The 22677-nt window shown below is 74.7% G+C and carries 25 protein-coding genes; 10 read left to right on the top strand and 15 right to left on the bottom strand.

What is annotated here, in order from left to right; translation table 11 throughout:
• Window positions 1-35: 35 nt before the first annotated feature.
• On the top strand, window positions 36-857 hold the full coding sequence (locus ACPU2J_RS32930; RefSeq protein ID WP_420078376.1) for an endonuclease I family protein: 822 nt from the start codon (window positions 36-38) through the stop codon (window positions 855-857).
• A 48-nt stretch (window positions 858-905) separates the two neighbouring features.
• On the opposite strand, the gene ACPU2J_RS32925 is transcribed toward ACPU2J_RS32930, so the two are convergent.
• The 3 genes from ACPU2J_RS32925 to ACPU2J_RS32915 all read right to left on the bottom strand — a co-directional run bounded on the left by ACPU2J_RS32925 (window position 906) and on the right by ACPU2J_RS32915 (window position 4314).
• A complete protein-coding gene (locus ACPU2J_RS32925; protein WP_423834686.1) occupies window positions 906-2534 on the bottom strand; it encodes a beta-N-acetylhexosaminidase in 1629 nt (542 codons plus the stop codon).
• A 58-nt stretch (window positions 2535-2592) separates the two neighbouring features.
• Window positions 2593-3021, bottom strand: coding sequence for a GlcG/HbpS family heme-binding protein (locus ACPU2J_RS32920; RefSeq protein ID WP_399313116.1), 429 nt, complete (start codon window positions 3019-3021; stop codon window positions 2593-2595).
• Window positions 3022-3087: 66 nt separating this feature from the next.
• Entirely contained in the window at window positions 3088-4314 is a 1227-nt protein-coding gene (locus ACPU2J_RS32915; RefSeq protein ID WP_423834685.1) for an MFS transporter, read from the bottom strand.
• A 192-nt stretch (window positions 4315-4506) separates the two neighbouring features.
• Between ACPU2J_RS32915 and ACPU2J_RS32910 the strand changes: the two genes are divergently transcribed.
• Together ACPU2J_RS32910 and ACPU2J_RS32905 are read left to right on the top strand one after the other, a co-directional pair.
• Window positions 4507-4968: a MarR family winged helix-turn-helix transcriptional regulator gene (locus ACPU2J_RS32910; protein WP_420078379.1), complete on the top strand. Its 462-nt coding sequence runs from the start codon at window positions 4507-4509 to the stop codon at window positions 4966-4968.
• A gap of 44 nt (window positions 4969-5012) precedes the next feature.
• A complete protein-coding gene (locus ACPU2J_RS32905) occupies window positions 5013-5345 on the top strand; it encodes a hypothetical protein (RefSeq protein ID WP_423834684.1) in 333 nt (110 codons plus the stop codon).
• A gap of 205 nt (window positions 5346-5550) precedes the next feature.
• On the opposite strand, the gene ACPU2J_RS32900 is transcribed toward ACPU2J_RS32905, so the two are convergent.
• From ACPU2J_RS32900 to ACPU2J_RS32890, 3 genes are all read right to left on the bottom strand, one after another.
• Entirely contained in the window at window positions 5551-6222 is a 672-nt protein-coding gene (locus ACPU2J_RS32900) for an RNA polymerase sigma factor (protein ID WP_423834683.1), read from the bottom strand.
• Window positions 6223-6230: 8 nt separating this feature from the next.
• Window positions 6231-6722 carry an LPXTG cell wall anchor domain-containing protein gene (locus ACPU2J_RS32895; RefSeq protein ID WP_420078382.1) on the bottom strand — a complete coding sequence of 164 codons (492 nt, stop codon included), beginning with the start codon at window positions 6720-6722 and terminating at the stop codon, window positions 6231-6233.
• A gap of 130 nt (window positions 6723-6852) precedes the next feature.
• On the bottom strand, window positions 6853-8340 hold the full coding sequence (locus ACPU2J_RS32890) for a PLP-dependent aminotransferase family protein (RefSeq protein WP_423834682.1): 1488 nt from the start codon (window positions 8338-8340) through the stop codon (window positions 6853-6855).
• A gap of 29 nt (window positions 8341-8369) precedes the next feature.
• Here ACPU2J_RS32890 and ACPU2J_RS32885 point away from each other — a divergent pair, with 29 nt between their 5' ends.
• Window positions 8370-9344 (top strand): DMT family transporter, encoded by a 975-nt coding sequence (locus ACPU2J_RS32885; protein ID WP_423834681.1) that lies wholly within the window; start codon window positions 8370-8372, stop codon window positions 9342-9344.
• 8 nt (window positions 9345-9352) lie between these two features.
• On the opposite strand, the gene ACPU2J_RS32880 is transcribed toward ACPU2J_RS32885, so the two are convergent.
• The 3 genes from ACPU2J_RS32880 to ACPU2J_RS32870 all read right to left on the bottom strand — a co-directional run bounded on the left by ACPU2J_RS32880 (window position 9353) and on the right by ACPU2J_RS32870 (window position 11498).
• On the bottom strand, window positions 9353-9982 hold the full coding sequence (locus ACPU2J_RS32880) for a class I SAM-dependent methyltransferase (RefSeq protein ID WP_423834680.1): 630 nt from the start codon (window positions 9980-9982) through the stop codon (window positions 9353-9355).
• 91 nt (window positions 9983-10073) lie between these two features.
• Window positions 10074-10994 carry a class A beta-lactamase gene (bla, locus tag ACPU2J_RS32875; protein WP_423834679.1) on the bottom strand — a complete coding sequence of 307 codons (921 nt, stop codon included), beginning with the start codon at window positions 10992-10994 and terminating at the stop codon, window positions 10074-10076.
• A gap of 129 nt (window positions 10995-11123) precedes the next feature.
• Window positions 11124-11498 (bottom strand): YbjQ family protein, encoded by a 375-nt coding sequence (locus ACPU2J_RS32870; RefSeq protein ID WP_361602398.1) that lies wholly within the window; start codon window positions 11496-11498, stop codon window positions 11124-11126.
• A gap of 207 nt (window positions 11499-11705) precedes the next feature.
• On the opposite strand from ACPU2J_RS32870, the gene ACPU2J_RS32865 reads away from it, so the two are divergent.
• Entirely contained in the window at window positions 11706-12176 is a 471-nt protein-coding gene (locus ACPU2J_RS32865) for an SH3 domain-containing protein (RefSeq protein WP_361602395.1), read from the top strand.
• Window positions 12177-12183: 7 nt separating this feature from the next.
• Here ACPU2J_RS32865 and ACPU2J_RS32860 read toward each other — a convergent pair whose 3' ends face one another.
• The 5 genes from ACPU2J_RS32860 to ACPU2J_RS32840 all read right to left on the bottom strand — a co-directional run bounded on the left by ACPU2J_RS32860 (window position 12184) and on the right by ACPU2J_RS32840 (window position 17114).
• Complete coding sequence (locus ACPU2J_RS32860) at window positions 12184-12525, bottom strand: NTP pyrophosphohydrolase (protein ID WP_361602392.1); 342 nt, start codon at window positions 12523-12525, stop codon at window positions 12184-12186.
• A 51-nt stretch (window positions 12526-12576) separates the two neighbouring features.
• Entirely contained in the window at window positions 12577-14877 is a 2301-nt protein-coding gene (locus ACPU2J_RS32855) for an RNA ligase (RefSeq protein WP_423834678.1), read from the bottom strand.
• Between the two features lie 56 nt (window positions 14878-14933).
• Window positions 14934-15620, bottom strand: coding sequence for an epimerase (locus ACPU2J_RS32850; protein ID WP_423834677.1), 687 nt, complete (start codon window positions 15618-15620; stop codon window positions 14934-14936).
• Between the two features lie 19 nt (window positions 15621-15639).
• Entirely contained in the window at window positions 15640-16074 is a 435-nt protein-coding gene (locus tag ACPU2J_RS32845) for a VOC family protein (RefSeq protein ID WP_361602383.1), read from the bottom strand.
• 89 nt (window positions 16075-16163) lie between these two features.
• Window positions 16164-17114 carry a hypothetical protein gene (locus tag ACPU2J_RS32840; RefSeq protein ID WP_389075289.1) on the bottom strand — a complete coding sequence of 317 codons (951 nt, stop codon included), beginning with the start codon at window positions 17112-17114 and terminating at the stop codon, window positions 16164-16166.
• A 298-nt stretch (window positions 17115-17412) separates the two neighbouring features.
• Here ACPU2J_RS32840 and ACPU2J_RS32835 point away from each other — a divergent pair, with 298 nt between their 5' ends.
• On the top strand, window positions 17413-17868 hold the full coding sequence (locus ACPU2J_RS32835) for a DoxX family protein (protein WP_420078389.1): 456 nt from the start codon (window positions 17413-17415) through the stop codon (window positions 17866-17868).
• Window positions 17869-18035: 167 nt separating this feature from the next.
• Here ACPU2J_RS32835 and ACPU2J_RS32830 read toward each other — a convergent pair whose 3' ends face one another.
• The gene (locus ACPU2J_RS32830) at window positions 18036-18440 is read right to left on the bottom strand and encodes a DUF5997 family protein (RefSeq protein WP_361602375.1); all 405 of its coding nucleotides are present in this window, start codon (window positions 18438-18440) and stop codon (window positions 18036-18038) included.
• A 59-nt stretch (window positions 18441-18499) separates the two neighbouring features.
• On the opposite strand from ACPU2J_RS32830, the gene ACPU2J_RS32825 reads away from it, so the two are divergent.
• The 4 genes from ACPU2J_RS32825 (at window position 18500) to ACPU2J_RS32810 (ending at window position 22604) form a co-directional block, all read left to right on the top strand.
• A complete protein-coding gene (locus tag ACPU2J_RS32825) occupies window positions 18500-19333 on the top strand; it encodes a LysR family transcriptional regulator substrate-binding protein (RefSeq protein ID WP_423834676.1) in 834 nt (277 codons plus the stop codon).
• 142 nt (window positions 19334-19475) lie between these two features.
• Window positions 19476-20585, top strand: coding sequence for a PP2C family protein-serine/threonine phosphatase (locus ACPU2J_RS32820; protein WP_420078391.1), 1110 nt, complete (start codon window positions 19476-19478; stop codon window positions 20583-20585).
• A gap of 38 nt (window positions 20586-20623) precedes the next feature.
• Complete coding sequence (locus tag ACPU2J_RS32815; RefSeq protein ID WP_423834675.1) at window positions 20624-20995, top strand: VOC family protein; 372 nt, start codon at window positions 20624-20626, stop codon at window positions 20993-20995.
• Between the two features lie 139 nt (window positions 20996-21134).
• The gene (locus ACPU2J_RS32810; RefSeq protein WP_423834674.1) at window positions 21135-22604 is read left to right on the top strand and encodes a cellulose binding domain-containing protein; all 1470 of its coding nucleotides are present in this window, start codon (window positions 21135-21137) and stop codon (window positions 22602-22604) included.
• Window positions 22605-22677: the final 73 nt, after the last annotated feature.

Genomic DNA, 22677 nt, shown 5'->3' with positions numbered 1-22677 from the left:
GGGGACGGTGCGTTCGGAGAGGTACCCCCCACCAGATGAAGATCTCGCGCCTGACCCCCTGGGCGGTCGCGCTCGCCGCGGCCGGTCTGCTCGCCGTCCCGGTGGCGGCATCCGCCGGCCAGCAGTCCGCGGCGGACGCCGCGGCCCCGGTGCACGCCGCGGACGCGGCCGCCGTCGACTCGTACTACGCGCCCGCCGAGGGCAAGACCGGCCCGGCGCTGAAGACCGCCCTGCACGACATCATCAAGTCGCAGTCCAAGGTGTCCTACGACGGCGTCTGGAACGCCCTGAAGGTGACCGACCAGGACCCGGCGAACTCCGCCAACGTCATCCTCCTGTACTCCGGCCGCTCGCAGTCGAAGTCGACCAACGGCGGCGGGGCCAACGACTGGAACCGCGAGCACGTCTGGGCCAAGAGCCACGGCGACTTCGGCACCGCCACCGGCCCGGGCACCGACCTGCACCACCTGCGCCCCGAGGACGTCACGGTCAACAGCACCCGCGGCAACAAGGACTTCGACCGCGGCGGCAGCCCGGTCGGCGAGGCCCCCGGCAGCCTGACCGACGCCGACTCCTTCGAGCCCCGCAACGCGGTCAAGGGCGACGTCGCCCGCATGCTGTTCTACATGGCCGTCCGCTACCAGGGCGACGACGGCTTCGCCGACCTGGAGCTGAACGAGAAGGTGAACAACGGTTCGGCCCCGGCGCACGGGAAGCTGAGCCTGCTCAAGGAGTGGAACCGGATCGACCCGCCGGACGCCTTCGAGCAGCGCCGCAACCAGGTCATATTCGACACCTACCAGCACAACCGCAACCCGTTCGTCGACCACCCGGAGTGGGTCGACGCCATCTGGTGATCCCGCCCCACCCGGCCCCGGCGACCCGCTCGCCGGGGCCGCGCGCGTTCAGAGCCGGTTGGCGAGGGACTGGAACTCGGGCCAGGTCATCGTCGGCGTGCGCGCGTCCCACACCTTCTGCGACAGTGCGGCCAGCGGCAGCCGGATGCCCGCCGCCACCTGGTCCTGGGTCTGCGCGCCGGCCAGGTCGGCCCAGACGGCGAGGCGCCCGCCGAGTATCTGGCCGTCGTAGGAGGCCGGCACGGGGGTGGTGCCGCGCAGCACCCGCGGGGTCCACTGCTCGTAGATGCGCCGGCCCGTGGGGTAGGTGAACTGGTTGGGCTCGCCGAGCACGTAGTAGAGGTACTCGTCGTTGAGGTTCACGAGCTTGCGGCCCTCGCGCAGGTACTCCAGGGGCGGCCGGGCGCCGATCTCCTTGCCCGTCCAGTACTCGACCTGGATGTCCTTGGCGGCGCTGGTCACCCCGCCGGCGAAGAAGCCGTCGTTCCAGGCCTTGAGGGCCTTGCCCGACGGGCGGACCACGTCGGCGCGGTCGTTCAGCCATCCCGTCGCCAGGTCCTGCACCCGCGCCGAGGGGCCGTAGCGCTGCTGCGCCGCCCGGGCGAGCTGCGGGAAGGAGGCCTGGGGGTCACGGACCACCAGCGCCTGGTACTCGTCCGCGCCCAGGTGCCAGGCCCCGCCGGGGAAGAGCGGCCGGTACTCGCGCAGCAGGCCGTCGATCAGCTTGGCCGAGGCGGGGTTCGATATGTCCACCGCCCCCTTGACGGCCTTGCCGTTCACGTCGCGCAACTGCAGGTCGGGGTGGGCACGCAGCACCGCGCCGAGGTGTCCGGGCGAGTCGATCTCCGGGACCACCGTGATGTGCAGCCGGGAGGCGAGCGCCGTGATGTCGCGCACCTGCGCCTTGGTGAGGTGCGGGGTGGAAACGATCTCGGGGTGGCTGTCGGACTGGATGCGGAAGGCCTGGTCGTCGGAGAGGTGCAGGCCGAGCTGGTTGAGCTTGAGGTCGGCCATCTCACGCATCCGGGCCTTGATCCACTCGGGCGTGAAGTGCTTGCGCGCTATGTCGAGGTTGAGGCCGCGCTGGGGTTTGGCCGGGGCGTCGCGCACGGTGCCCTCGGGAGCCGAGCCGGAGGCGCGCACGGCCTGTTTGAGGGTGCGGGTGCCGTAGAAGACGCCCGCCTCGTCGGGGCCGGCGATGCGCACCCGGCCGTCCTTGACGGCGAGGGCGTACGACTCGGGCTTGCCCGTGCCCTCCACCGACAGCTCCACGTCGCCGGAGCGGGGCGCCGCGGACTCTCCGTACGCGATCCCCAGTTCGCCGGCGAGCATCCGGCCCTCGTCGGAGAGGGCGGCCGTGTCGTCCCTGGCGACGACCACACGCGCCCCGGGCGCAGGTTTCCAGCCGGGTCCGCGCGCGGGCACGTGCTCCTGCACGGCCGGGATGGTCCGCGGTGCGGTGGACAGGGCGTAGGTGGGCGCCGGGGTCGGGGTGGCGGAGGGAGCGGGGGCCGCGGCGGCGTCGGCCGGGTTCGTGGCGGAGGCCGGGGTGCGGGCGCCACTGGCGCGCGAGCCGTCCGAGGCGGCGGTGCAGCCGGGGAGGGCAAGGGTGACCAGCGCGGCGACCGTCGCCGTCGCGATGGCGTGGGCCCTTCTGTGCTGCCTCGGCTCGCTCATCATGCTCCTGTCCCCCGTACCAACGTGGCACGGGGGACGGGAGCGCGCGACCCGGGGGTCAGGCCAGGGTGTCGACCGCCGCCGCGGCGAAGGCGTGGTCCTGGTCGGGGGCGGCGCCCCCGACGCCGATGGCTCCGACGAGGCGGCCGTCGCGGTGGACGGGCAGCCCGCCGGCGATGAACAGCAGCGGGCGGTCGAGGGCCGTGGGCAGCGTGTGGAAGGGGCCGCCGGGCTGTACGGCGTCGACGAGGTCGGCGGTGGGCGCGTTCAGCTGGAGGGCGGTGAAGGCCTTGCGGGTGCTGGTCTCGCCGGAGACGAGTACGGCGCGGTCGTCGCGGCGGAAGGCGAGCAGGTGGCCTCCGGCGTCGAGGACGGTGACGCTGACGGTGGCGCCGGCCGCGTCGGCGGCGGACCGGGCGGCGGCCAGGAGCAGCTCGGCGTCCTCGGTGCTCAGGGGGGCGGGGGCGATGCGGGTGGTGCTGGACACGGGGTTCTCCTTGCGGGTGGTGCGTACGGGGCGTGTGCGGGGCGGGTGGCGGTCCGGCAGGCCGGATCAGTGGTGGGCGGGGGCGGAGGCCCGGGCTCCGGGGGCCGCGCCCGCGGCGACCGGGCCGCTCGCGGCCCCGCGGCCGGCCGAGCGGCGCTCCAGGGCGCCCGAGACCAGGGCCAGGAGCAGGGCGGAGGCGGCCAGTGCGGCGCCGACCCAGTTCGGGGCGGTCCAGCCGAGACCGGCGGCGATCACGAGGCCGCCGAGCCAGGCGGCGAGGGCGTTGCCGAGGTTGAAGGCGCCGATGTTGACGGCGGAGGCCAGAGTGGGTGCGCCGGCGGCCTGGTCGAGGACGCGCTTCTGGAGCGGCGGGACGGTCGCGAAGCCGAGGGCGCCGATCAGGACGACGGTGACGGCGGCGCCGGCCTTGCTGTGGGCGGTGAGGGTGAAGGTGGCGAGGACGACGGCGAGGGCGCCGAGCGACACGTACAGCAGGGGCATCAGCGCGCGGTCGGCCAGGCGTCCGCCGACGAGGTTGCCCGCGACCATGCCCAGTCCGAAGAGAACCAGCAGCCAGGTGACGGAGGTGTCCGCGAAGCCGGCGACCTCGGTCATCATCGGGGTGATGTAGGTGATCGCGGCGAAGACGCCGCCGAAGCCGAGGACGGTCATCGCCATGGCCAGCAGCACCTGGACGTTGCGGAAGGCGGCGAGCTCCTTGCGGACGCGGACCCCGCCCTCGGGCCGGGGCAGCTCGGGGACGAGCCGGGCGATGCCGAGCAGGCCGACGACGCCGAGCGCTGCGACGATCAGGAAGGTGACGCGCCAGCCGAGGGTCTGCCCGACGAGGGTGCCGAGCGGCACGCCGACGACGTTGGCGACCGTGAGGCCGGTGAACATCATGGCGATCGCCCCGGCCTTCTTCTCGGGCGCGACGAGTTCGGCGGCGACGACCGCGCCGATGCCGAAGAAGGCTCCGTGCGCGAGGGAGGCGACCACGCGGCCGGCCAGCATGAGCTCGAAGGCGGGAGCGAGTGCGGAGAGCACGTTGCCCGCGATGAAGAGGCCCATCAGCAGCATCAGCATGCGCTTGCGGGGGATGCGGGTGCCCAGGACGGTCATCAGCGGAGCACCGAGGACGACGCCCAGGGCGTAGCCGGTGACGAGGAATCCGGCGGTGGGGATGGTGACGCCGTAGTCACCGGCGACCTCGGGGAGCAGTCCCATGATCACGAATTCGGTGGTGCCGATCCCGAAGGCCCCGACGGCGAGGGCGAGAAGTGCGAGAGGCATGGGGGGAGGTGTCCTTCAGGGGAGGGGGTGGTGCGGGGTGCAGCGGCCGAGAATTGAATGCTCACGCCGACTGCGTGCGTCCACATTAATTGCAGGCGCGGGATATTTGCAAGCGCGGGCTATTGCGGAAGTGGCCTATCCTGGGTGGACACACGCCGCCACGCCTCGCGGCACGCTTCGATGGAGGAGCCCATGACGGCCACGGACAGCGCGCTGACCGCCCTCTCCCAGGGCTGGTGCGCCCTTTCCCTCCTGCACGGGCGGATCGAGGCGCACATCGAACGGGCCCTGCAGTCCGGACACGGCCTCAGCGTGCGCGAGTACTCGCTGCTCGACGTCCTGAGCCGACAGCACAACGGTCCCGGCGGGCACCTGCGCATGCACCAGGTCGCCGACTCGGTGGTGCTCAGCCAGAGCGCGACCACGCGCCTGGTCAGCAGGCTGGAGGACCGCGGCCTGCTCAACCGCTACATCTGCGACACCGACCGCCGGGGCATCTACACCGACGTCAGCGAGGCGGGCCTGTCCCTCCTCGCGGCGGCCCGGCCCACCAACGACGCCGCCCTGCGCGAGGCCCTCGACGAGGCCTCGCGCAATCCGGAGCTCGCCCCGCTGGTGTCGGCCGTCGAGAACCTGCGCAGCCCGCAGGTCTGAGCCCGGGGCGGGACCGCCTCACCGGCGGCCCCGCAGACCCGGGGGTGCCTCAACGGGACGCGCCCGACGAGGGCTCGGGGCTGCCCGCCGGAACGGACGCACTCGCCGACGGCGTGGCCCGGCCCCGCGTGACGGGCGACGCGGAGTCCGACGGGCTCGGCGTCCCCGACGGGCTCGGCGGCCGGCCCGGCGACGAGGACTCCCCCGCCGGCCGGGAGACGCTCACGCCCGGCGTCGGGCCCGTCGGCCCGCCGGACCCCGGCGAGGGCGAGGGCGACGAGGGGCTGGAGTCCCGCGAGGGCCCGGGGGCCGTGGTCCGCGGCTGGTCGGCCGGCGGCTGCGGGCCCGGAGTCCGGTCCGGGGACACCAGGAGGTAGCCCGCCACGGCGGCCGCCGCCGCCACCAGGCCGGCGAGCGGCAGGGCGAACCGCCGCAGGGTGTGCACGGGCCGCCGCCCCGTGTGGGCCCCGGGCGGGGCGGCCGGGCGCAGCCGGCGGACGTCGACGCCCTCCGCGCGGGCGTCGAGCGCCGCGCGGAGCCTGCGCTCGACGGGGCGCTCGCCGGGGCGTTCGCCGTCCTGCCTCATATCCGTCCCTCCAGGTTCCGTTCCAGCGCGTCCAGGGCGCGGCTCGCGTTCGACTTCACCGCTCCGCGGCTGATGCCCAGGGTGGCCGCGATCTCCGCCTCGCTGAGGTCGGCCCAGTACCGCAGGACCAGGACCTGACGGCGGCGGGGCGTCAGGCGGGCCAGCGCGGCGAGGACCTCGCGGTGCGCCTCGTCCAGGACCACGTGATCCTCGGCGGAGGGTATGTCCACCGCCGCGGGCGGGGTCCAGGCCCGGGCGGTCCGCCGTCGGCGCAGCACGGAGCGCGCGGTGTTGACGACCGCGGTGCGCAGGTAGCCGAGGGCGTTGTCGACCTCGGAGATCTGCTCCCCGTGGCGGCGGTAGAGGGCCGTGAAGGCGTCGTGGACCACGTCCTCCGCGGTGGCCAGGTCATCGACGAGCAGCACGGCCAGCCGGACCATCCTCAGCCGGTGCGCGTGGTAGAGGTCGGTGACGGTGGGCGCCCGCGACCTGTCGTCACCGGCCGGGCCGGCGTGGGCGTTCCCGTGGGCGGGGTCGTACGGGAAGCGGTCGGAGCGCGCGGAGAGCCGCGGCGCGGGGCCCTCCCGCCGGAGCAACGACCACAGGCCCCGCCATGCCCGGCCGAAGCCGGGCACGAGGGGGCCGACGGGTGGAGCGAGGTGGAGCACGTGGTTCCTCAGCTGTTCGCGCGGCGCCGCACGGCGTACATGGCTCCGGCACCGGCGAGGATCAGGCCGGTGGCGCCCGCCCCGAGGGCGAGGGTGGTGGCCGAGGAGCCAGTATGCGCGAGCTCCGCCTCGCCGGAAGCCGCGGGGGTGGGGGCCGAGGGCGAGGCGCTCGGCCGCACGCCGGCCTCGCCCGGGACCGCGGAGGCGCTCGGGGACACGCTGCTGCCGGCGCTGGGAGTGGCACTGCCGCCGGCGCTGGGCGACGCGCTGACGCCGGCGCTCCGGCCGTCCGACGCCGACGGGGTGCTCACGGACGGGGAGGGCCTGGGGCCCGCGTGGCTCGGCGAGGCGCTGGCGGGGACGCTGACCGACGGGGAGGGGGACGCCGGGCCGGCGCTCGCCGCGGTCGCGGGGCCGGCGAGGGCCACGGCCGCCCCGGCGGCGGCAGCGGCCACGGCCGTGCGGCGGACGGCCAGGGGGACGCGCTTCAGGTTCTTCACGGTGGTTCTCCACGGTCGGTGCGGGGGCGCCGGACTGCGCCCCTTCACCCCCGCACGACGCGTGACCCCCGGGGAGGTTGCCGCCGTTGCCGGAAAATCTCGAAGGAATCCTCCGACGGTCCTCAGAGCCTCAGCCTCGGAGCAGCTTCCGCAGGGCCGTCCCGAGGGTGGCGACGCCCTCCTCGATCTCTCCCGCGGTCCCCGCCGCGTAGCCGAGGACGAGGCCCGGAGGGCCCGGCCGGTCCCGGTGCCAGGACAGCGGGTGGGCCTTCACCCCGAGCGCGAGGGCGGCAGAGGCCAGGGCAGTGTCGTCGAAGTCCGCGCCGTCGAAGGTGACCATCAGGTGCAGTCCGGCGGCGGCTCCGTGGACGCGGGCCCCCGTCAGCCGTCCGGCCACCGCCGCCAGCATGGCGTCCCGCCGGCGGCGGTGGCGGCGGCGGACGAAACGCAGGTGGCGCTCCAGCTCTCCCGAGTCCATCAGCCGGGCGAGCACCAGCTGCGCGAGGACCGGATTGCCGAGGTCCGCGTAGCGCTTCGCGTCCGTCACGGCGTCGTGCAGGCGCGGCGGAACCAGCAGCCAGCCCAGGCGCAGGGCGGGCGCGAGGAGTTTGGAGACGCTGCCCGCGTAGCAGACGGCCTCGGGCACGAGGGCGCGCAGCGCGGGCACCGGCGCACGGTCGTAGCGGTGCTCGGCGTCGTAGTCGTCCTCGATCACCAGTCCCCCGTCCGCCGCCCACCGCAGCAGGTCGCGGCGGCGCCCGCCGTCGAGGACCACCCCGGTCGGGAACTGATGGGCGGGGGTGAGCAGGACGGCACCGGCCCCGCTCGTCCGGAGCGCCGCGACGTCCAGCCCGGCCCCGTCCACCGGCACGGCGACGGTCTCCATCCGGGCGTACTCCAGCTGCCGGCGGGCACCGAGCGAGCCCGGGTCCTCGACGGCGATGCGGTGCACACCCTCCTCCCGCAGGACGTGGGCCAGCAGGCCGAGCGCCTGGGCGACACCCGCGACGACCACAACCTCCTCGGGCTCGGCGCGGATGCCCCGGTTCCGGGCGAGCCAGCCGACGACCGCCGCGCGCAGCGCGGGCGCGCCCCGCGGGTCGCCGTAGCCGAAGTCGCCCGGGGAGAGCGCCGCGAGCACCCTGCGTTCGGCCTGGAGCCAGGCCGTACGGGGGAAGGCGGTCAGGTCGGGTACGCCCGGTGAGAGGTCGATCCGGCAGGGCTCGGCGCGCAGGGCGTCCACGGCGCTGCCGCGGTCCGCCACGGGTCCGGGCGGGCGGACGGTCTGCCGGGAGGGCGGCGGGGGCGGGGCGGCGACGACCACGGTGCCGGCCCTGCCCCGGCCCGCGACCTGGCCGGTCTCCGCCAGTCGCTGGTAGGCCTCGGTGACCAGCCCGCGAGAGACGCGCAGTTCGGCCGCGAGGACGCGGGTGGCCGGCAGCCGGCTGCCGACGGGCAGCGTGCCGTCGGCGATCGCGGCGCGCAGGCGCCCCGCGAGCCATTCGGTGCGTCCTCCGGGCGGGGCCGCGTCGGCGTCGAGCTGGAGGAAGTCCGATCCGCCCGCGCTGTCGGCAGCTCTTTTGGACCCCTGGTTCGCGCCCTCATTGGACCTGCTCATGGGGCCATTGTGGGCCCAGGCTGGGACGCATGCAGACACCCTCCCCCTCCGTTCCCTTCTCCGTGCGGGACCTGGCCCCCGGCGCCGTCGGCATGGCGCTGGTCGGCAGCAGCGTCACGGTCTCCCACGCACTCGTCGACGCCCCGCTGCTCTCCGTGCAGGCCGTGCGGTACGCGGCCGCCGCCGTGCTGCTGGTCGTCCTGGCCCGGGCCGCCCGGGTGCCCCTGCTCCGGCCGCGCGGCCGGGAGTGGCTGTGGCTGGCGGGCGTCGCGGCGACCGGGCTGGTCCTGTTCAACGTGGCCGTGGTCCGCGGGGTGGCGCACGCCGAACCGGCGGTCGTCGCCGTGGCCGTGGCGTCCGCACCGGTCCTGCTGGGAGTGCTCGGCCCGGTCCTGGAGGGGCGGCGGCCCAGCCGCCGGGTCCTGGCGGCGGCCGGGCTGGTGGCGGCGGGGGCCGTGCTCGTGCAGGGCACGGGCCGGACGGACGCCGTCGGCGTGTTCTGGGCGGCGGTGGCCCTGTGCTGCGAGGCGGGGTTCACGCTGCTGGCCGTGCCGGTGCTGCGCCGGCACGGGGCCTGGGGGGTGTCCGTCCACGCCGTGTGGCTGGGCGCGCTGATGCTGGCCGTGCTCGCGCCGCTGGTCGAGGGGCCGGCCGCGCTGGCCGGGACGGGAGCCCGGCAGTGGGCGGCGGCCGGCTACCTCGCGGTCATGGTGACGGCCGTGGCGTTCCTGCTCTGGTACCGCACGGTGGCAACGGTGGGTGCGGGCCGGGCGGGGCTGTTGTGCGGGATCGCGCCCCTCGCGGCGGCCGGGGCGGGCGTGCTGACGGGCGGCGGGACGCCCGGGCCGGCGGTCTGGCTGGGCCTGGCGGCGGTGGTCGCGGGGCTGGCCTTCGGCCTGCGCCCGGCCCGGTCCGACGGTCCGCGCGCCACCGCTCCCGGTGCCGGGCGGACCGGCGCCGCAGGATCCGCCGACCGCGGCGGGCAGGCGCCCGCCGCGCCCTGAACGGTCCGTCAGGGACGGCGCCACGCGTGGCAGAAGAGGTGCTCCTCGGGGACCGCGAGCGCGTCGGCGGGCCGGAAGGGGGCGGTGTGGTGGTGCAGGACCTCCAGTCCGCGATCCTCGAGCAGGGCGAGGTGGTCCTCGGTGGACAGGCTGCTGACGGTGACCTCGTGGCCCATCCACTCGATGTCCAGCCGGCGGATGTCGCCCGGGACGGTGGCCATCACGAAGTACCCGCCCGGGGCGACCCACGACGCCATCCTGCCCAGGGCGTCCGCGACCTCCGGCTGGTCCATGACGAGCAACGGGAAGAAGGCGCACACCGCGTCGAAGCCGGCGCGTTCCGGCGTGTACGTGCGCACGTCGGCCTGCTCGAAGCGGGCCTGCGGAACCCTCTCGCGGGCGAGGGCGACCATGGCCGCGGAGACGTCGATGCCGGTCACGGCGCAGCCGGCCCGGGCCAGCGCCTCGGCGGTGGGCCGGCCCGTGCCGCTCCCGACGTCAAGCACCCGGGCGCCTGCGGGCAGCCGACCGGTGAGCCAGTCGAGGGCCGCGAGCTGCCCGGGGACCCGCCCGAACACCTCCTCGTAGCGCTCCCCCAGTGCGTCGAACACCTCTGCCGCCGACTTGCGTTGGCTCATCGGGCCGCCCTTCGTCTCCGGTGGGGGCCCACCGTACAAGTCGCGGGCGGCTCCGCGAGAGGGGTTCGGCCCGCCGGATGCGGGCGGTCCGTCAGGCGAACGCGTCCGCCAGCAGTTTCGCGGTCCGGGCGATGAGGGCGTCCTCGCGCGGCGCGGCCTGCTCCGGCATGGTGCTGAGGACGGACAGCAGGACCGGCGGGCGTCCGGGCGGCCAGGCGATGCCCACGTCGCTGTTGGTCCCGTACGAGCCGGCGCCGGTCTTGTCCCCCAGGGCCCAGTCGGCGGGCAGGCCGGCCCGGAACCGGGCGCTGCTGGTGGTGTTGGCCAGCAGCCATCCCGTCAGCCGTTCCCGGTCCCGCGGCTCCAGGGCGTCGCCGAGCACGAGGCGTTCGTACGTGCCGGCGATCGCGCGGGGAGAGGTGGCGTCCTCCACCCGCCAGGGTTCCGCCGAGTTGAGGGCGGGCTCCCAGCGGTCCAATCGCGTCGTACGGTCCCCGAGCGAGCGGCAGAGCCGGGTGACGGCGCCGGGGCCGCCCAGCTCGCGCAGGAGCAGGTTGGCGGCCGCGTTGTCGCTCTGGGCGATGGCCGCCGAGCACAGCTCGGCGACGGTGAGGCCGCCCGCGACGTTCTCGGGCAGGGAGGTCACGGCGCCGCCGCCGGCGTCCGCGACGTCCTGCGCGGTGTAGTGCAGGCGCCGGGCCAGGTACGTGCCGTCGTGGTCGAGGTCGCGCAGGACGGCGGCCGCGGCGAGCGTCTTGAACACCGAGCACATGGGGAAGGGTTCGTCGGCGCGGTGCAGCACGGTCCGGCCCGTGCCGGTGTCGTGCGCGTACACCCCCAGCCGTGCCCCGTACTCGCGTTCCAGTGCGCGCAGCCGCGCGGCGGCGTCCCGCCCGCCGCCGCGCGGGGACGCGGAGGCGGGCGCGCCGGCGGTCAGGGCGGCGGCCAGGGCGGCGCCCGCTCCCGCGGTCAGCAGCGCTCGACGGGACGGTGTGGCCCCCGGGGTCTTCACGTCGGTGTCTCCTTCTTCTGCCGGGTCGTGTGGCCCAGAAGACGCCAAACATGATCAATTCGGTTCCCGCGGAGGCCTGCCGAAGGTCCGCGGAGGCGCGGGGATGTGGGCGGGCGGTCCGCGCGGCGCTCAGCCGGAGGCCGGCACCAGGACGACGGCGGTGCCGTACGCGCACACCTCGGTGCCCACGTCCGCGGCGTCGGTGACGTCGAAGCGCATCATCAGGACGGCGTTCGCGCCGCGCGCCTTCGCCTGCTCGACGAGCCGGTCCATGGCCTGGTTGCGGGTCTGCACCAGGGTCTTGGTGAGGCCCTTCAGTTCGCCGCCGATCATCGACTTCAGGCCCGCCCCGATCTGGCTGCCGAGGTGGCGGGAGCGCACGGTGAGCCCGAAGACCTCACCGATGACCCGCTCGACCCGGTAGCCGGGGACGTCGTTGGTCGTCACCACGAGGACGCCGCTCTCGTGCGCCCCGGAACCGCCGCCGTAGTCGTCGATACCCATACCGGCCACTCTGGCGCCGTCCGGCCGCTCCCGCACCCGGCCGGTGCCCCGCTGCGGACAGATTGGTCATATCGGGCTAAAAAGCGGTGAGCCACCGGGGCTACCGGGCCGGCCGTCGCCATAGTCGTCCGTGGCAACCGCCCGTTGCCACCCCGTGCCGCCCACCGCGGCCGGGCGGACGTCTGCACTGCACAGAGGAGCCGGCTCATGCTGAAGCCCACCAGAACCATCCTCGCTCTCGCCACCGGAAGCCTGGTCGTCGGTCTGGTCGGTGCGGGCGCCGCCCTGGCGGACGAGGGGACCGACGCGCCGCGGGAGATCATCGTCGGCCAGCCCTCGAACGCGCAGCCCGGCGACTACTCCTACGACCGGTACGCCGCCGGCAAGGTCGTCTCCAAGGGACCGCTGACCGTCCGCAGCAAGCCGACGACCCGCTCGCAGTCCCTCGGCCGCGTGGCCGCGAACAGCCGCGTCGAGATCAAGTGCAAGAAGCACGGCGAGAAGGTCGACGGCAACAGCCTCTGGTACCGCCTCCGCGACAGCAACAGCAACGGGAACAGCGACTGGGAGAACGGCGCCGACCGCGAGGACCGCACCGCCCGCAAGGCGTACGACAAGGAGCGCTGGGTCGCCGCGCGCTACGTCAAGAACCTCTCCGAGGTGAAGTACTGCCGCTGACCTCGGGTCAGCCCGCCGGGCGTACGGTACGCGGCCCCACGCACCGCACACCGTACGCCCGCAGTCTTGTCCGCAGCCCGCGGTCGGCCGTGACCACCACGCAGTCGCGTCCTGCCCGGGCCGCCACCAGCTCCACGATCCGGTCGTCGCCGCTGCCCGGCGCCGGGTCCACCCGTACGCCGGGCACGGACTCGACCCCGCGGGCGGCGCCCTCGACGACGAGGACGATCTCCTCGTCCCCCTCGCGGGCCGCCAGCAGGTCGCGCAGCCGCTCGGCCGCGCCGCGGCGGTCGCGCCACCAGCCGTCCGGCACGGACCCGACGACGTTGGCCCCGTCGACGATCAGCACGGCCGCCGCCCGGGGGCAGTCCCCGGCCGGAGCCGGCCGGGGAGCTTCCCGCTAGAAGTCGCCATAGTTGACCTGCCAGGTGGGCAGGCCCATCCGGCGCCACACCGCGACCACCCGGTCCCGGTCGTCGAGGGAGACCCGGACCGCGTAGCGGTGGCGCACGTGCGCGTCGAACAGCTCCGCCTTGACCACGTCGTCGCGGCGCGTGTCCCCCTTCGCACGCATCCACAGCTCGTCGTAGGGCACCTCGTGGCGTCGCAGCCACGCCTCGGTCTGCGGGCGGAACTCCTCGCTCCGGCCGGAGAGCAGCACGATCGTGTCGCCGTCGGCACGCCGGAACGCGTCCAGGGCCTGCCGTACCGACACGTTGAGCAGGTCCAGCTCGCAGCGGGTGAAGTCGTAGGGGCCCCGGTCGCCGGTCAGCGCCAGGGTGCCGTCGATGTCGCACATCACCGCGGTGGGCAGCGCCGGATCGGGGACGTACTCCGTCACGGGGGTGGCCGCGGCCGCGCCCGTGGCGCCGTTCAGCCACTCCGCGGTCAGCCGCCAGCCGCCCTTGCGGGCGTTGCGGTGCTTGTCGGCCAGGATCCGGATGATCTCCTCGCCGACCTGGCGTTCGCGGGCGGCGTCCCGGCGCAGGCACTCCTCCAGCGGGACGTGGGTGAAGTCGTGGACGACGAACGTGGCGCGTCCGGCGACCGCCGCCTTGAGCCGCTTGGGGATGTGCTTGGTCAGGTGGGTGTTGTCGACGACCACGTCGAAGCCGCCGTCCACGGCCGCGCGGACGGCCGCGTCCTGGATCGCCAGGACGGTCTGCTCGTGGGCGAAGCCGCGGGCCCGCCCGGGGTCCGGCAGGTCGAGCATGGCCCGCAGGTCGTCGAGGTTGACGCGGCGCATCCGCCCGCCCGACTCGGCCTGCAGGGCGCGCGCGGCCGTGGTCTTGCCGGAGGCGGGCAGGCCGGTCATGACGTGCACGACGGGCAGCCGGTCCTCCGGCGCGGGGCCGTCGGCACGCTCCACCGTCGGCGCGGGCGGCCGCGTCGCCTGCGCCGTACGGGCGGGCACCGCGGCCGGGGCGGGCACCGCGGCCGGGGCGGGTGCGCGCCGCGCCGCGGGGGCGGTGCCGCCCCCTTCCGAACCGGCGCCGTTCTCCTCGTCGGTGACGAACGCTCCGGCGGTCTCGGGACGCACCCGTCGCCAGGTCGTCAGCTCGGTCGGCCGGCCGTCGAGCCGCATGAACATCGCGGGCCGGACGGAACGGTCGGGCAGCTGCGCGACCGCCCGGGCGAACGCGCCCCGGTCGGCCGTCAGGTGGGCGAGGCCGGCGTAGGCCTCGTCGATCGCCCGCTCGTGGCCGGCGGCGGCCTCCTCCAGGCCGGCGACGACCTCGCGCACCCAGTGGTCGAACTCGTCGGGCACCTGCTCCAGCAGGGCGTCGAGGGGCTTGCCGCCCGAGGCCTCGATGTCGGCGACGGTGCAGTTCAGCCCCTGCGCGACCTGCTTGGCGGGCAGGCCCGCGAAGCGCTGGATGCCGTGACCGCGCCAGATGTCACGGGCCGTCACGCCGGTGAGCACCTTGTGGAGCCGTACGTACTCGGTCAGCTTGGCCTTGGCGCGCACGCCGGAGGCGAAGCGCAGCACGAAGCCCTCGGCGTCCATGCCGTTCGCGGCGGCGCCGCCGGGCAGGGTGTTGGACTCGGTCAGCGCGACCAGTTCGTCGAGCGGCATGGCGGGCCACACGGTGACGACGGAGCCGATGCCCTCCCAGTGGGGTGCCGCCTCGGTGAGCGGGACCTCCGTGCCGTCGGGTCCGAAGGCGGCGAGGAGGACGAGGTCGCGGCGGTCGCCGTAGTCGACGACGATGCGGTTCTCCGGGTAGAGGATCTCGGCGAGGTAGGTCGTGCCGGGACGCAGCCCCGTGGTGTCCCGGCCGTCGAGCCGGCGCTGGGCCCAGGTGGCCTGGTCGCTGATGAAGGAACCCTTGGAGGCGACCCGCCACCGGCCCGCGTAGTGGAAGACGACCGCCAGGCTGCCGTCGACCTTGTCGTACACCTCGAACGGCTCGTCGGGGAGCGCGGGGGCGTACGGCTGGCCCGACTCGTGTTCGCCGACGTTGAAGAACTTCGGCAGCGGCAGGGCGACGATCGCGCCGGTGGTGTCGTCCGCGACGAGTCCTCGGCACCGCGTGGTGACCTCGTTCCACACGCGCTCGTACTGTGCCGTCCGCGAGTACGTGTAGATGGACAGAGGCAGTTCGGGGTGTGACTTGCGGGTCACGTACCCGGCGTCGATCGAGTCGGCCAGCGCCTGGGCGGGCAGCAGGTCGTGCAGAGTCAGGGTCGCCTGGCTCATGGGTTCCTCCCGGTATGAGACGGCTCATTCTCACGTGCGGGAGGGTGTGCCGGTAGTCAATTATGCCTGGTCCGGGCTGCACCGAGGCGGTTGATGTCGGCGGGCCGGAGGATGTGGCCGGGGATCTCGGTGCCGGGGGTGGCAACCGCGATCATGGCGCGGCCGAAGGCCTCGGAGGTGATGACGAGGTCCGGGGAGAGCCTGCGCAGCAGCGGGACCAGCGGAGCGGTGACGGCGTAGAGCACCCGGTGGAGCCGGGTCCTGGACGGCGCGCCCGGCAGGGGCTGCACGAAGCCGGGCCGGAACATGTAGGCGCGGAAGGGCAGTTCCAGCAGGTCGTTCTCGGTCCGCCCCTTGACCCGGGCCCACATGGTGCGGCCCCGGGCGGTGCTGTCCGTGCCCTGGCCGGACACGTAGACGAAGGTCATGCCGGGGTTGGCCGCGGCCAGCGGCCGCGCCACGGCGAGGGTCAGGTCGTGGGTGACGCGCCGGTACTCCTCCTCCTGCAGGCCGACGGAGGAGACGCCGAGGCAGAAGAAGCAGGCGTCGAACGCGGCGGGGTCCACGCAGGCCGCGGTCAGGTCGGACGGGTCCTCCTGGACCCGCTCGCGCAGTTTGGGGTGGCTGACGCCGAGCGGGGTGCGCCCGACGGCGAGGACGCCCGCCACGGAGTCGTCGCGCAGGCAGGCGCGCAGGACGCTCCTGCCGAGCATCCCGGTCGCGCCGAAGAGGAGGACGTTCATGTGCCGCGGCCCGGGGCGCTCAGTGGGAGACGCAGAGTTCGTTGCCCTGGGGATCGGCGAGCGTGGTCCACACGCTGGGTCCCTGGCGGCCCTCGTGGAGGTGCTTGGCACCCTTGGCGAGGAGGCGTTCGACGACGGCCGCGGGATCGTCCGAGCCGGTGCGGACGTCGAGGTGGACGCGGTTCTTGACCGTCTTGGGCTCCTCGACGAACTGGAAGAGGATCCGGGGTGCGCCCTCCAGCCCCTCCGGGTGGCGGATCGCGGCGCCCGCCTTCCAGACCAGGACCCCGCGGTGCGTGGTGGTGTCGTCCTCGGTCGCGTGGCCCGCGGCGATCAACCCGCGGATGAACGGTTCGTCGCTCGGCTCCACTTCCCAGCCGAGGGCGTCCGCCCACCAGTCGGCGAGCGGGTGCGGGTCGGCGGAGTCGATCGTCACCTGGAACGTGTAGGCCATGCCGGGGACCCTACTGGTCCGGGCACGGCCCCGCCACGGGACGGCGGTGCGGACGGCGGGAGCGGACGGCGCCCGGTCGGCGGAGCGGGTCAGCGGCGCCCGGCGGTGGGGCGGGCCGCGCCGGAGAGCAGGACGGCGACGGTCAGCAGCCAGGCGCCGACGGCGATCCACATCAGGACCTCGCCGAGGGGGACGAGCCAAGGGAGGCCGGCCGGGCCGGCCACGGAGAGGCAGGCGGTGGCCGTCATGCCGAGGGGGAAGACGGTGGCCCAGCGGCGGATGTCGTAGCGCGGCCGGGGGTGGCGCAGTTCGGCCGCGAGGAGGACGGCGTACCAGACGAGCGACAGGGCCAGGGCCACGAGGGTGACCAGGCGGAGGGTGGCGTGGACCTGCCCCGTCCACACGGGTGAGGCGGTGAGCCTGGATCCGGCCAGCGCGGAGAGGGAGAGCGCCCCGCCCGCCACCCAGTGGTCGCCGGCGCCGCCCACGACCTCGTGCAGGTCGAAGCGCAGGAAGGCGGCCACGTAGAGGACGAGCCCCAGGCAGAAGGCGACGAGCGCGGCCCGGGCCAGCCAGTCCGCTCGGCAGACGGTGGCGAGCGTGGCCGCGAGGAGGGCGAGACCCTGGGTGGCCACGCTGGCGAGGAAGGCGCCGCCCGGCATGCGCCGCCGCCAGTGCCGCAGGACGTTGAGGAGCAGTCCGGGCCAGAGGAGCGCGGCGAGGAGCAGCAGCGCGGCGGCCGCGCTCTGCCAGCCGAGTTGGGAGAGCCGGGTGCCGACGACGGTGGTGGCGGCGACGGCGGTGAGTGCGGCGGGGGTGTCCGCCTCGGCGCGGAACCGCCCGCGGTCCGACAGCAGCCGGGAGCCGAAGTCGAAGGCGAGGACGAGCCACAGCGCGACGGCGAGGACCAGTGCGACCAGCGACACGGCCCGGTGGCCGGTCAGCTCCAGGGCGACGGAGAGGATGCCGGTGGCCATGACGGCGGCTCCCGCCGCCGGCGGGAGCCCCGCCCACCAGCCCGGACCGGGAACGATGCTCACCGCACCAGCGGAACCCACGGGTGGGCGCGCCGCCAGTGCACTGGGCCGACCGGCGCGGCGCCGGCGGACGACACCAGCTGTCGGAACGCGCCGTCAGAACGCGCCGTTCCGTGGCCGGAACTCGGGCTTGCCAGGTGGGTTAGGCCTACCTAACCTGTGGCTCGCTCCCCGTTCCTCCCCCTCTTCCCACACTTCTGCGGTTCTTCGTGCTCCCCCGCTCCCCTGCTCCTCCCGCTCTTCGCTCGCACCTTCCGGCACGACTTCGGAACCCCTCCCCCCACCCGAAGGAGCCCTCCCCATGTACGCACGTCTCGACCGTGCCCGCCCCTACGCCGTCGGCCTGTTCCGGATCGTCACCGGGCTGCTCTTCGCCTCGCACGGCGCCGCCTCCCTCTTCGGCGTCCTCGGCGGCGCGCACGGCGGCGGCACCGTGGCCGCCGGCACCTGGCCCGGCTGGTACGCCGCCGCGATCCAGCTGGTGGGCGGCGGCCTGGTCCTCCTCGGGCTGGGCACCCGGGCGGCCGCCTTCGTCGCTTCCGGGTCCATGGCCTACGCCTACTTCACGGTGCACCAGCCCGACGCCCTCTGGCCGCTGCAGAACGGCGGCGAGGCCTCGGCGATGTTCTGCTGGGCCTTCCTGCTGCTGGTGTTCACCGGCCCCGGGGCCCTCGCGGCCGACTCGCTCTTCACCTCGCGGGCGGCGGCGGCCTCCGGCCGCCGTGACGAGACCCGGCAGGAGGCCGTGACCGCCTGACACCGCCTGACGCAGCGCACTGCGGAATCGTTCCGTGTCGGCCGGCGCCGCGGTCGCCAGCCTGGGCGCATGGACGAACTGGGCGACGGAAACGGCCGTCGGGCCCGCTCTCCTGAGGGCAGGGGAACGGGCCCGACGGCGGGCGCGGCAGTGCGGAGCGGCTCGGCTCAGGCGCTGCGCTCCCGCGCCTTCTCGGCGCGCTCGGCGTTCTTCTCCTTGATCCGGACCGCTTCCTTGCGGACCTCCGCCTGGGTGGTGCGCTCGCGGAGCAGCCACTCGGGCTCCTCCTGCTTCAGCGCTTCGATCTGCTCGGTGGTCAGTGCCTCGGTGACCCCGCCGCGGGCCAGGCCCGCGATGGAGACGCCCAGCTTGTTGGCGACCACCGGACGGGGGTGCGGTCCGTTGCGGCGCAGCTCCCGCAGCCACTCCGGCGGATCGGCCTGGAGCGCACTCAATTCGCTGCGCGAGACGACACCCTCCTGGAACTCTGCGGGGGTGGCCTCGAGGTACACGCCCAGCTTCTTCGCCGCGGTCGCGGGCTTCATCGTCTGGGTGTTCTGGTGCGACGTCATGGTGTCAAGGGTATTCGAGCGTGTGCGCCCCTTCCGACCACGCCCGGTAACCTTGCGGGGTGACAGGCTCCGAAGTACCCCACGCGTTCCGGCTCGCCTACGTCCCCGGGGTCACACCTGCCAAATGGGTGCGGGTCTGGAACGAGCGCCTGCCCGACGTCCCGCTGACCCTCGTCCCGGTGTCCCCGACCGAGTCCTTCGGACTCCTGCGCTCCGGCGAGGCGGACGCCGGACTGGTCCGGCTGCCGGTGGACCGCACGGACCTCAGCGCGATCCCCCTCTACACCGAGACCACCGTGGTCGTGGTCCCCAAGGACCACCTGATGACGGCGGTGGAGGAGGCCGTCACCGCCGACCTCGCCGACGAGATCGTGCTGCACCCGCTGGACGACACCCTCGCCTGGGAGGAGCTCCCGGGGCGGCCCGCGTTCGAGCGGCCCGCCACGACGGCGGACGCGATCGAGCTGGTCGCCGCCGGGATCGGCGTGCTGGTCGTGCCCCAGTCGCTGGCCCGCCTCCACCACCGCAGGGACCTCACCTACCGGCCGGTCGCGGACGCCCCGGCCTCCCGGGTGGCGCTGTCCTGGGCCCAGGAGGAGACCACCCCGGACCTGGTCGAGGAGTTCATCGGGATCGTCCGCGGGCGCACCGTGAACAGCACGCGCGGCCGCGGTCCGACCCCGCCACAGCCGAAGGCGAAGGCGAGGCGCAAGGCCCCGGAGGCGGGCGGTGGCTCCGCAGCCGGTGCGCGGCGCGGTGGCGGGAGCGGGGCCGGGTCCGGGAAGCCGGCCCGCGGCGGGTCGGCGTCCGGCAGGTCGGCGGGCAAGAACCCGCGCGGCGGTTCCGGCGGCGCCAAGGGGGCGAAGAGCGGGAAGCCGCGCCGCAGGCCGTAGCCCTGCTCCTGCCGGTCCTGCTCCGGCGCGTCCTGCTTCTCCGCTTCCCGCCCCGGCCCGGCCTGCTCCCCCCCGGGAGCGGGACCGGTCGGCGGCGGCCCGGCTTCGGGCGCGGGGCCCCCGGGCGGTGTATGCAGGAGGGATGGAACTCCTGGCGTCGCTCACACGCCGCCACCGGTCCCGGCGGGTGAGCCGTTGGCAGCTGCTGGTCCCGTTCGCGCTGATCGCCCTGGTGACGGTGGCCGACGTCCTCTCGCCGCCGGAGGTGCACCTCGGGCCGTTCCTGGCCGCCGCGCCCGCGGTCACGGCCTCGTTCGCCGGGCCCCGGATGACCGGCTTCGTGGGGCTGGTCGCCGTACTGGCGCAGGTGGTGGTCGCGGGGGCCCGGACCGACATGGCCGACCTGAACCACACCGTCCAGATCATCGCGCTCGTCATGATCTCCGTGTTCGTGACCTTCTTCGCGCACCTGCGCGAGGTCCACGAGAGGGAGCTCGTCCAGCTGCGCACGGTCGCCGAGACCGCACAGCAGGTGGTCCTGCGCCCGCTGCCGGACCGCCTCGGGCGGCTGGAGGTCGCCTCCGTGTACCTGGCCGCGGCGGCGGAGGCCCGGATCGGCGGCGACCTGTACGCGGCCGCCCGTACGGCGACGGGGACGCGACTGATCATCGGCGACGTGCGCGGCAAGGGCCTGGAGGCCGTCGGGGACGCCGCCCTCGTCCTCGGCGCCTTCCGCGCCTCGGCTCACCAGGAGCCCGCGCTCACCGGCCTGGTGGACTACCTGGAGGCGGCCGTCCGCGCGGACCTCGACGGTGGCGGGGACCGGGGCGAGGGCTTCGTGACCGCCGCCGTCCTGGAGATCCCCGACGACGAGCAGGTGGTACGGCTGGTCAGCTGCGGGCACCCGCCGCCGCTGCGCCTGCGTCCGGACGGCACGGTGCTGGGCCTCGACGTGGCCCGGCCGGCGCCCCCGCTGGGACTCGCCGGGCTGGTCGCCGCGCAGGTCACCGCCCAGACGTTCCCCTTCGAGCCGGGCGACGTCCTGCTCCTGTACACGGACGGCGTCCTGGAGGCCCGGGACGGCGCAGGCGCCTTCTACCCGCTGGCCGAGCGGATGGCGGCCGGGCGTTCCGGGACCACCCCACAGGCGCTGCTGGACCGGCTCTGCGCGGACCTGCTCGCGCACGCCGACGGGAACACCCTCGGCGACGACGCCGCGATGGTCGCGCTCCGGCGGCCCGCGGGACCGTAGGGGGTGTCCGGCCCGGCGCGGTTTGTCAGAATCGGATCATGCTGATCCTGGGGACGATCGTGATGGGCGCCGCCGACGTACGGCGGGCCGCGCAGTTCTGGAGCCGCGCGCTGGACTACGTACCGCGCGACGGGGAGGTGGACGAGGACTGGACCGTCCTGGTCCCCTCCGACGGCGCGGGACCGGGCATCGCGCTGGGCCGCAGCGTCAGCCCCGTGCAGGAACGGCCCCGCGTGCACGTCGACCTGTACACGGCGGACGCGGCCGAACAGGCCGCCGAGGTGGAGCGACTGCTGTCCCTGGGCGCCCGGCACATCGACTGGGACTCCTACCCGGAGGACCCCGACTTCGTGGTGCTGGCCGACCCCGAGGGCAACCGCTTCTGCGTCATCGACACCGCCCACGGCTGAACCTGATCCCCCGCTTTCCCCTCCCTTAAGCGGGGCCTAAGACTCCTCACGGCCGCACCGAAACGAACGAATGTCCGTTTCGGTGCGGCTAGCGTGCTGCCGCATCCCCGACTTCCCAGTCACCAAAGGCAGGCACACGATGGGCAGCACAGCAGGTCACCGGCGCACGACGAGCCGTACGGCGAAGATCACCGGAGCCGTCGTGGCGGCGGCGGTGATCGGGGGCGCGGCCTTCGCCTTCACCGGTACGGCCCAGGCCGGCACCGTCGGCGCCGCCTACACCAAGTCCGGTTCCTGGAGCGGCGGATACACCGGGCAGTACGTCATCACCAACACCACCGGCCGGGTGCAGGAGGACTGGACGCTCCGGTTCGACCTGCCGGCGGGAGCGCGGATCGACTCGCTGTGGAACGGCACCCACACGGTCTCCGGCCGGCGCGTCACGGTGAAGCCCGCCGACTGGAACCGCCGCCTGGCGGCCGGGGCTTCGGTCACCGTGGGCTTCGTCGTGAGCGGGTCCGGGACTCCCGGCGACCCGAGCGGGTGCCTGGTCAACGGGACGAAGTGCTCGGTGGACCAGGGCGCGACGGTGCCGCCCACCGCCCGGCCCACCGCGACCGTGACCGCCGCGCCGACCGCGGACCCCACCTCGCCGGCGCCGACCGGCAGCACCAATCCCGCCCCGCGGCCGAGCACCAGCACCGCCCCGGGGGGTGTGGGCGCGCGGTTCGCCCCGTACGTGGACACCTCGCTGTACCCGGCGTACGACCTCCTCGACACCGCCACCCGGACCGGGGTGAAGGAGTTCCACCTCGCCTTCATCACCTCCGGCGGGAGCTGCGCACCGCTGTGGGGCGGAACCACCGAGCTCGCGAACGACAGGGTCGCCGCCCAGATCGGGGCGCTGCGCGCCCGGGGCGGCGACGTGCGGGTGTCCTTCGGCGGGGCAGCCGGCCACGAACTCGCCCTGAACTGCGCGACGGTGGACGATCTGGCCGCCGCGTACGGGAAGGTCGTCGACCACTACCGGCTCACCAAGGTCGACTTCGACATCGAGGGCGCGGCGCTGCCGGACACCGCGGCCAACACGCGCCGCGCGCAGGCCATCGCCCGGCTGCAGAAGACCCACCCGGGCCTGGACGTCGCCTTCACCCTGCCCGTGATGCCGGAGGGTCTGACCCCGCCGGGGGTGGCCCTGCTCGCCGACGCGAAGAGGAACGGCGTCCGGGTGGATGCCGTCAACATCATGGCGATGGACTACGGACCGGCGTACTCCGGGGACATGGGCCTCTACGCGATCCAGGCCGCGACCGCCACCCAGGCCCAGGTCAAGGGAGTGCTCGGGCTGTCGGACGCGGCGGCGTGGAAGGCCGTGGCCATCACCCCGATGATCGGTGTGAACGACGTGGTCAGCGAGGTGTTCACGGTCGAGGACGCCCGGCAGCTGGTCGACTTCGCCGCGTCGAAGGGCATCGGCCGGCTGGCGATGTGGTCCGCGACGCGCGACAAGCAGTGCGCTGCGGGCGCCGTCAACCACGCCGACGCCACGTGCAGTTCGATCCTCCAGGAGCCGCTGGCCTTCACGAAGGCCTTCGCCGCCCTCAAGTGAGGCCGGCCCCGGCGCGGCGGGCCGGCACGTCGACCCGGCGCGTCAGGCCGCCGCGCAAGGCCCGGCGCGCCGG

Source organism: Streptomyces manipurensis, assembly GCF_049570255.1.
Classification (GTDB): domain Bacteria; phylum Actinomycetota; class Actinomycetes; order Streptomycetales; family Streptomycetaceae; genus Streptomyces; species Streptomyces manipurensis.
The sequence above is the reverse complement of the archived record's forward strand: the minus strand, read 5'-3'. Positions and strand labels throughout refer to the sequence as shown.

Excerpts from the sequence above, each read along its gene's own strand:
- ACPU2J_RS32930 (WP_420078376.1), top strand. The coding sequence starts at position 36 with ATGAAGATCTCGCGCCTGACCCCCTGGGCGGTCGCGCTCGCCGCGGCC.
- ACPU2J_RS32925 (WP_423834686.1), bottom strand. The coding sequence starts at position 2,534 with ATGAGCGAGCCGAGGCAGCACAGAAGGGCCCACGCCATCGCGACGGCG.
- ACPU2J_RS32915 (WP_423834685.1), bottom strand. The coding sequence starts at position 4,314 with ATGCCTCTCGCACTTCTCGCCCTCGCCGTCGGGGCCTTCGGGATCGGC.
- ACPU2J_RS32910 (WP_420078379.1), top strand. The coding sequence starts at position 4,507 with ATGACGGCCACGGACAGCGCGCTGACCGCCCTCTCCCAGGGCTGGTGC.
- ACPU2J_RS32890 (WP_423834682.1), bottom strand. The coding sequence starts at position 8,340 with ATGAGCAGGTCCAATGAGGGCGCGAACCAGGGGTCCAAAAGAGCTGCC.
- ACPU2J_RS32885 (WP_423834681.1), top strand. The coding sequence starts at position 8,370 with ATGCAGACACCCTCCCCCTCCGTTCCCTTCTCCGTGCGGGACCTGGCC.
- ACPU2J_RS32880 (WP_423834680.1), bottom strand. The coding sequence starts at position 9,982 with ATGAGCCAACGCAAGTCGGCGGCAGAGGTGTTCGACGCACTGGGGGAG.
- ACPU2J_RS32870 (WP_361602398.1), bottom strand. The coding sequence starts at position 11,498 with ATGGGTATCGACGACTACGGCGGCGGTTCCGGGGCGCACGAGAGCGGC.
- ACPU2J_RS32865 (WP_361602395.1), top strand. The coding sequence starts at position 11,706 with ATGCTGAAGCCCACCAGAACCATCCTCGCTCTCGCCACCGGAAGCCTG.
- ACPU2J_RS32855 (WP_423834678.1), bottom strand. The coding sequence starts at position 14,877 with ATGAGCCAGGCGACCCTGACTCTGCACGACCTGCTGCCCGCCCAGGCG.
- ACPU2J_RS32850 (WP_423834677.1), bottom strand. The coding sequence starts at position 15,620 with ATGAACGTCCTCCTCTTCGGCGCGACCGGGATGCTCGGCAGGAGCGTC.
- ACPU2J_RS32845 (WP_361602383.1), bottom strand. The coding sequence starts at position 16,074 with ATGGCCTACACGTTCCAGGTGACGATCGACTCCGCCGACCCGCACCCG.
- ACPU2J_RS32835 (WP_420078389.1), top strand. The coding sequence starts at position 17,413 with ATGTACGCACGTCTCGACCGTGCCCGCCCCTACGCCGTCGGCCTGTTC.
- ACPU2J_RS32830 (WP_361602375.1), bottom strand. The coding sequence starts at position 18,440 with ATGACGTCGCACCAGAACACCCAGACGATGAAGCCCGCGACCGCGGCG.
- ACPU2J_RS32820 (WP_420078391.1), top strand. The coding sequence starts at position 19,476 with ATGGAACTCCTGGCGTCGCTCACACGCCGCCACCGGTCCCGGCGGGTG.
- ACPU2J_RS32815 (WP_423834675.1), top strand. The coding sequence starts at position 20,624 with ATGCTGATCCTGGGGACGATCGTGATGGGCGCCGCCGACGTACGGCGG.
- ACPU2J_RS32810 (WP_423834674.1), top strand. The coding sequence starts at position 21,135 with ATGGGCAGCACAGCAGGTCACCGGCGCACGACGAGCCGTACGGCGAAG.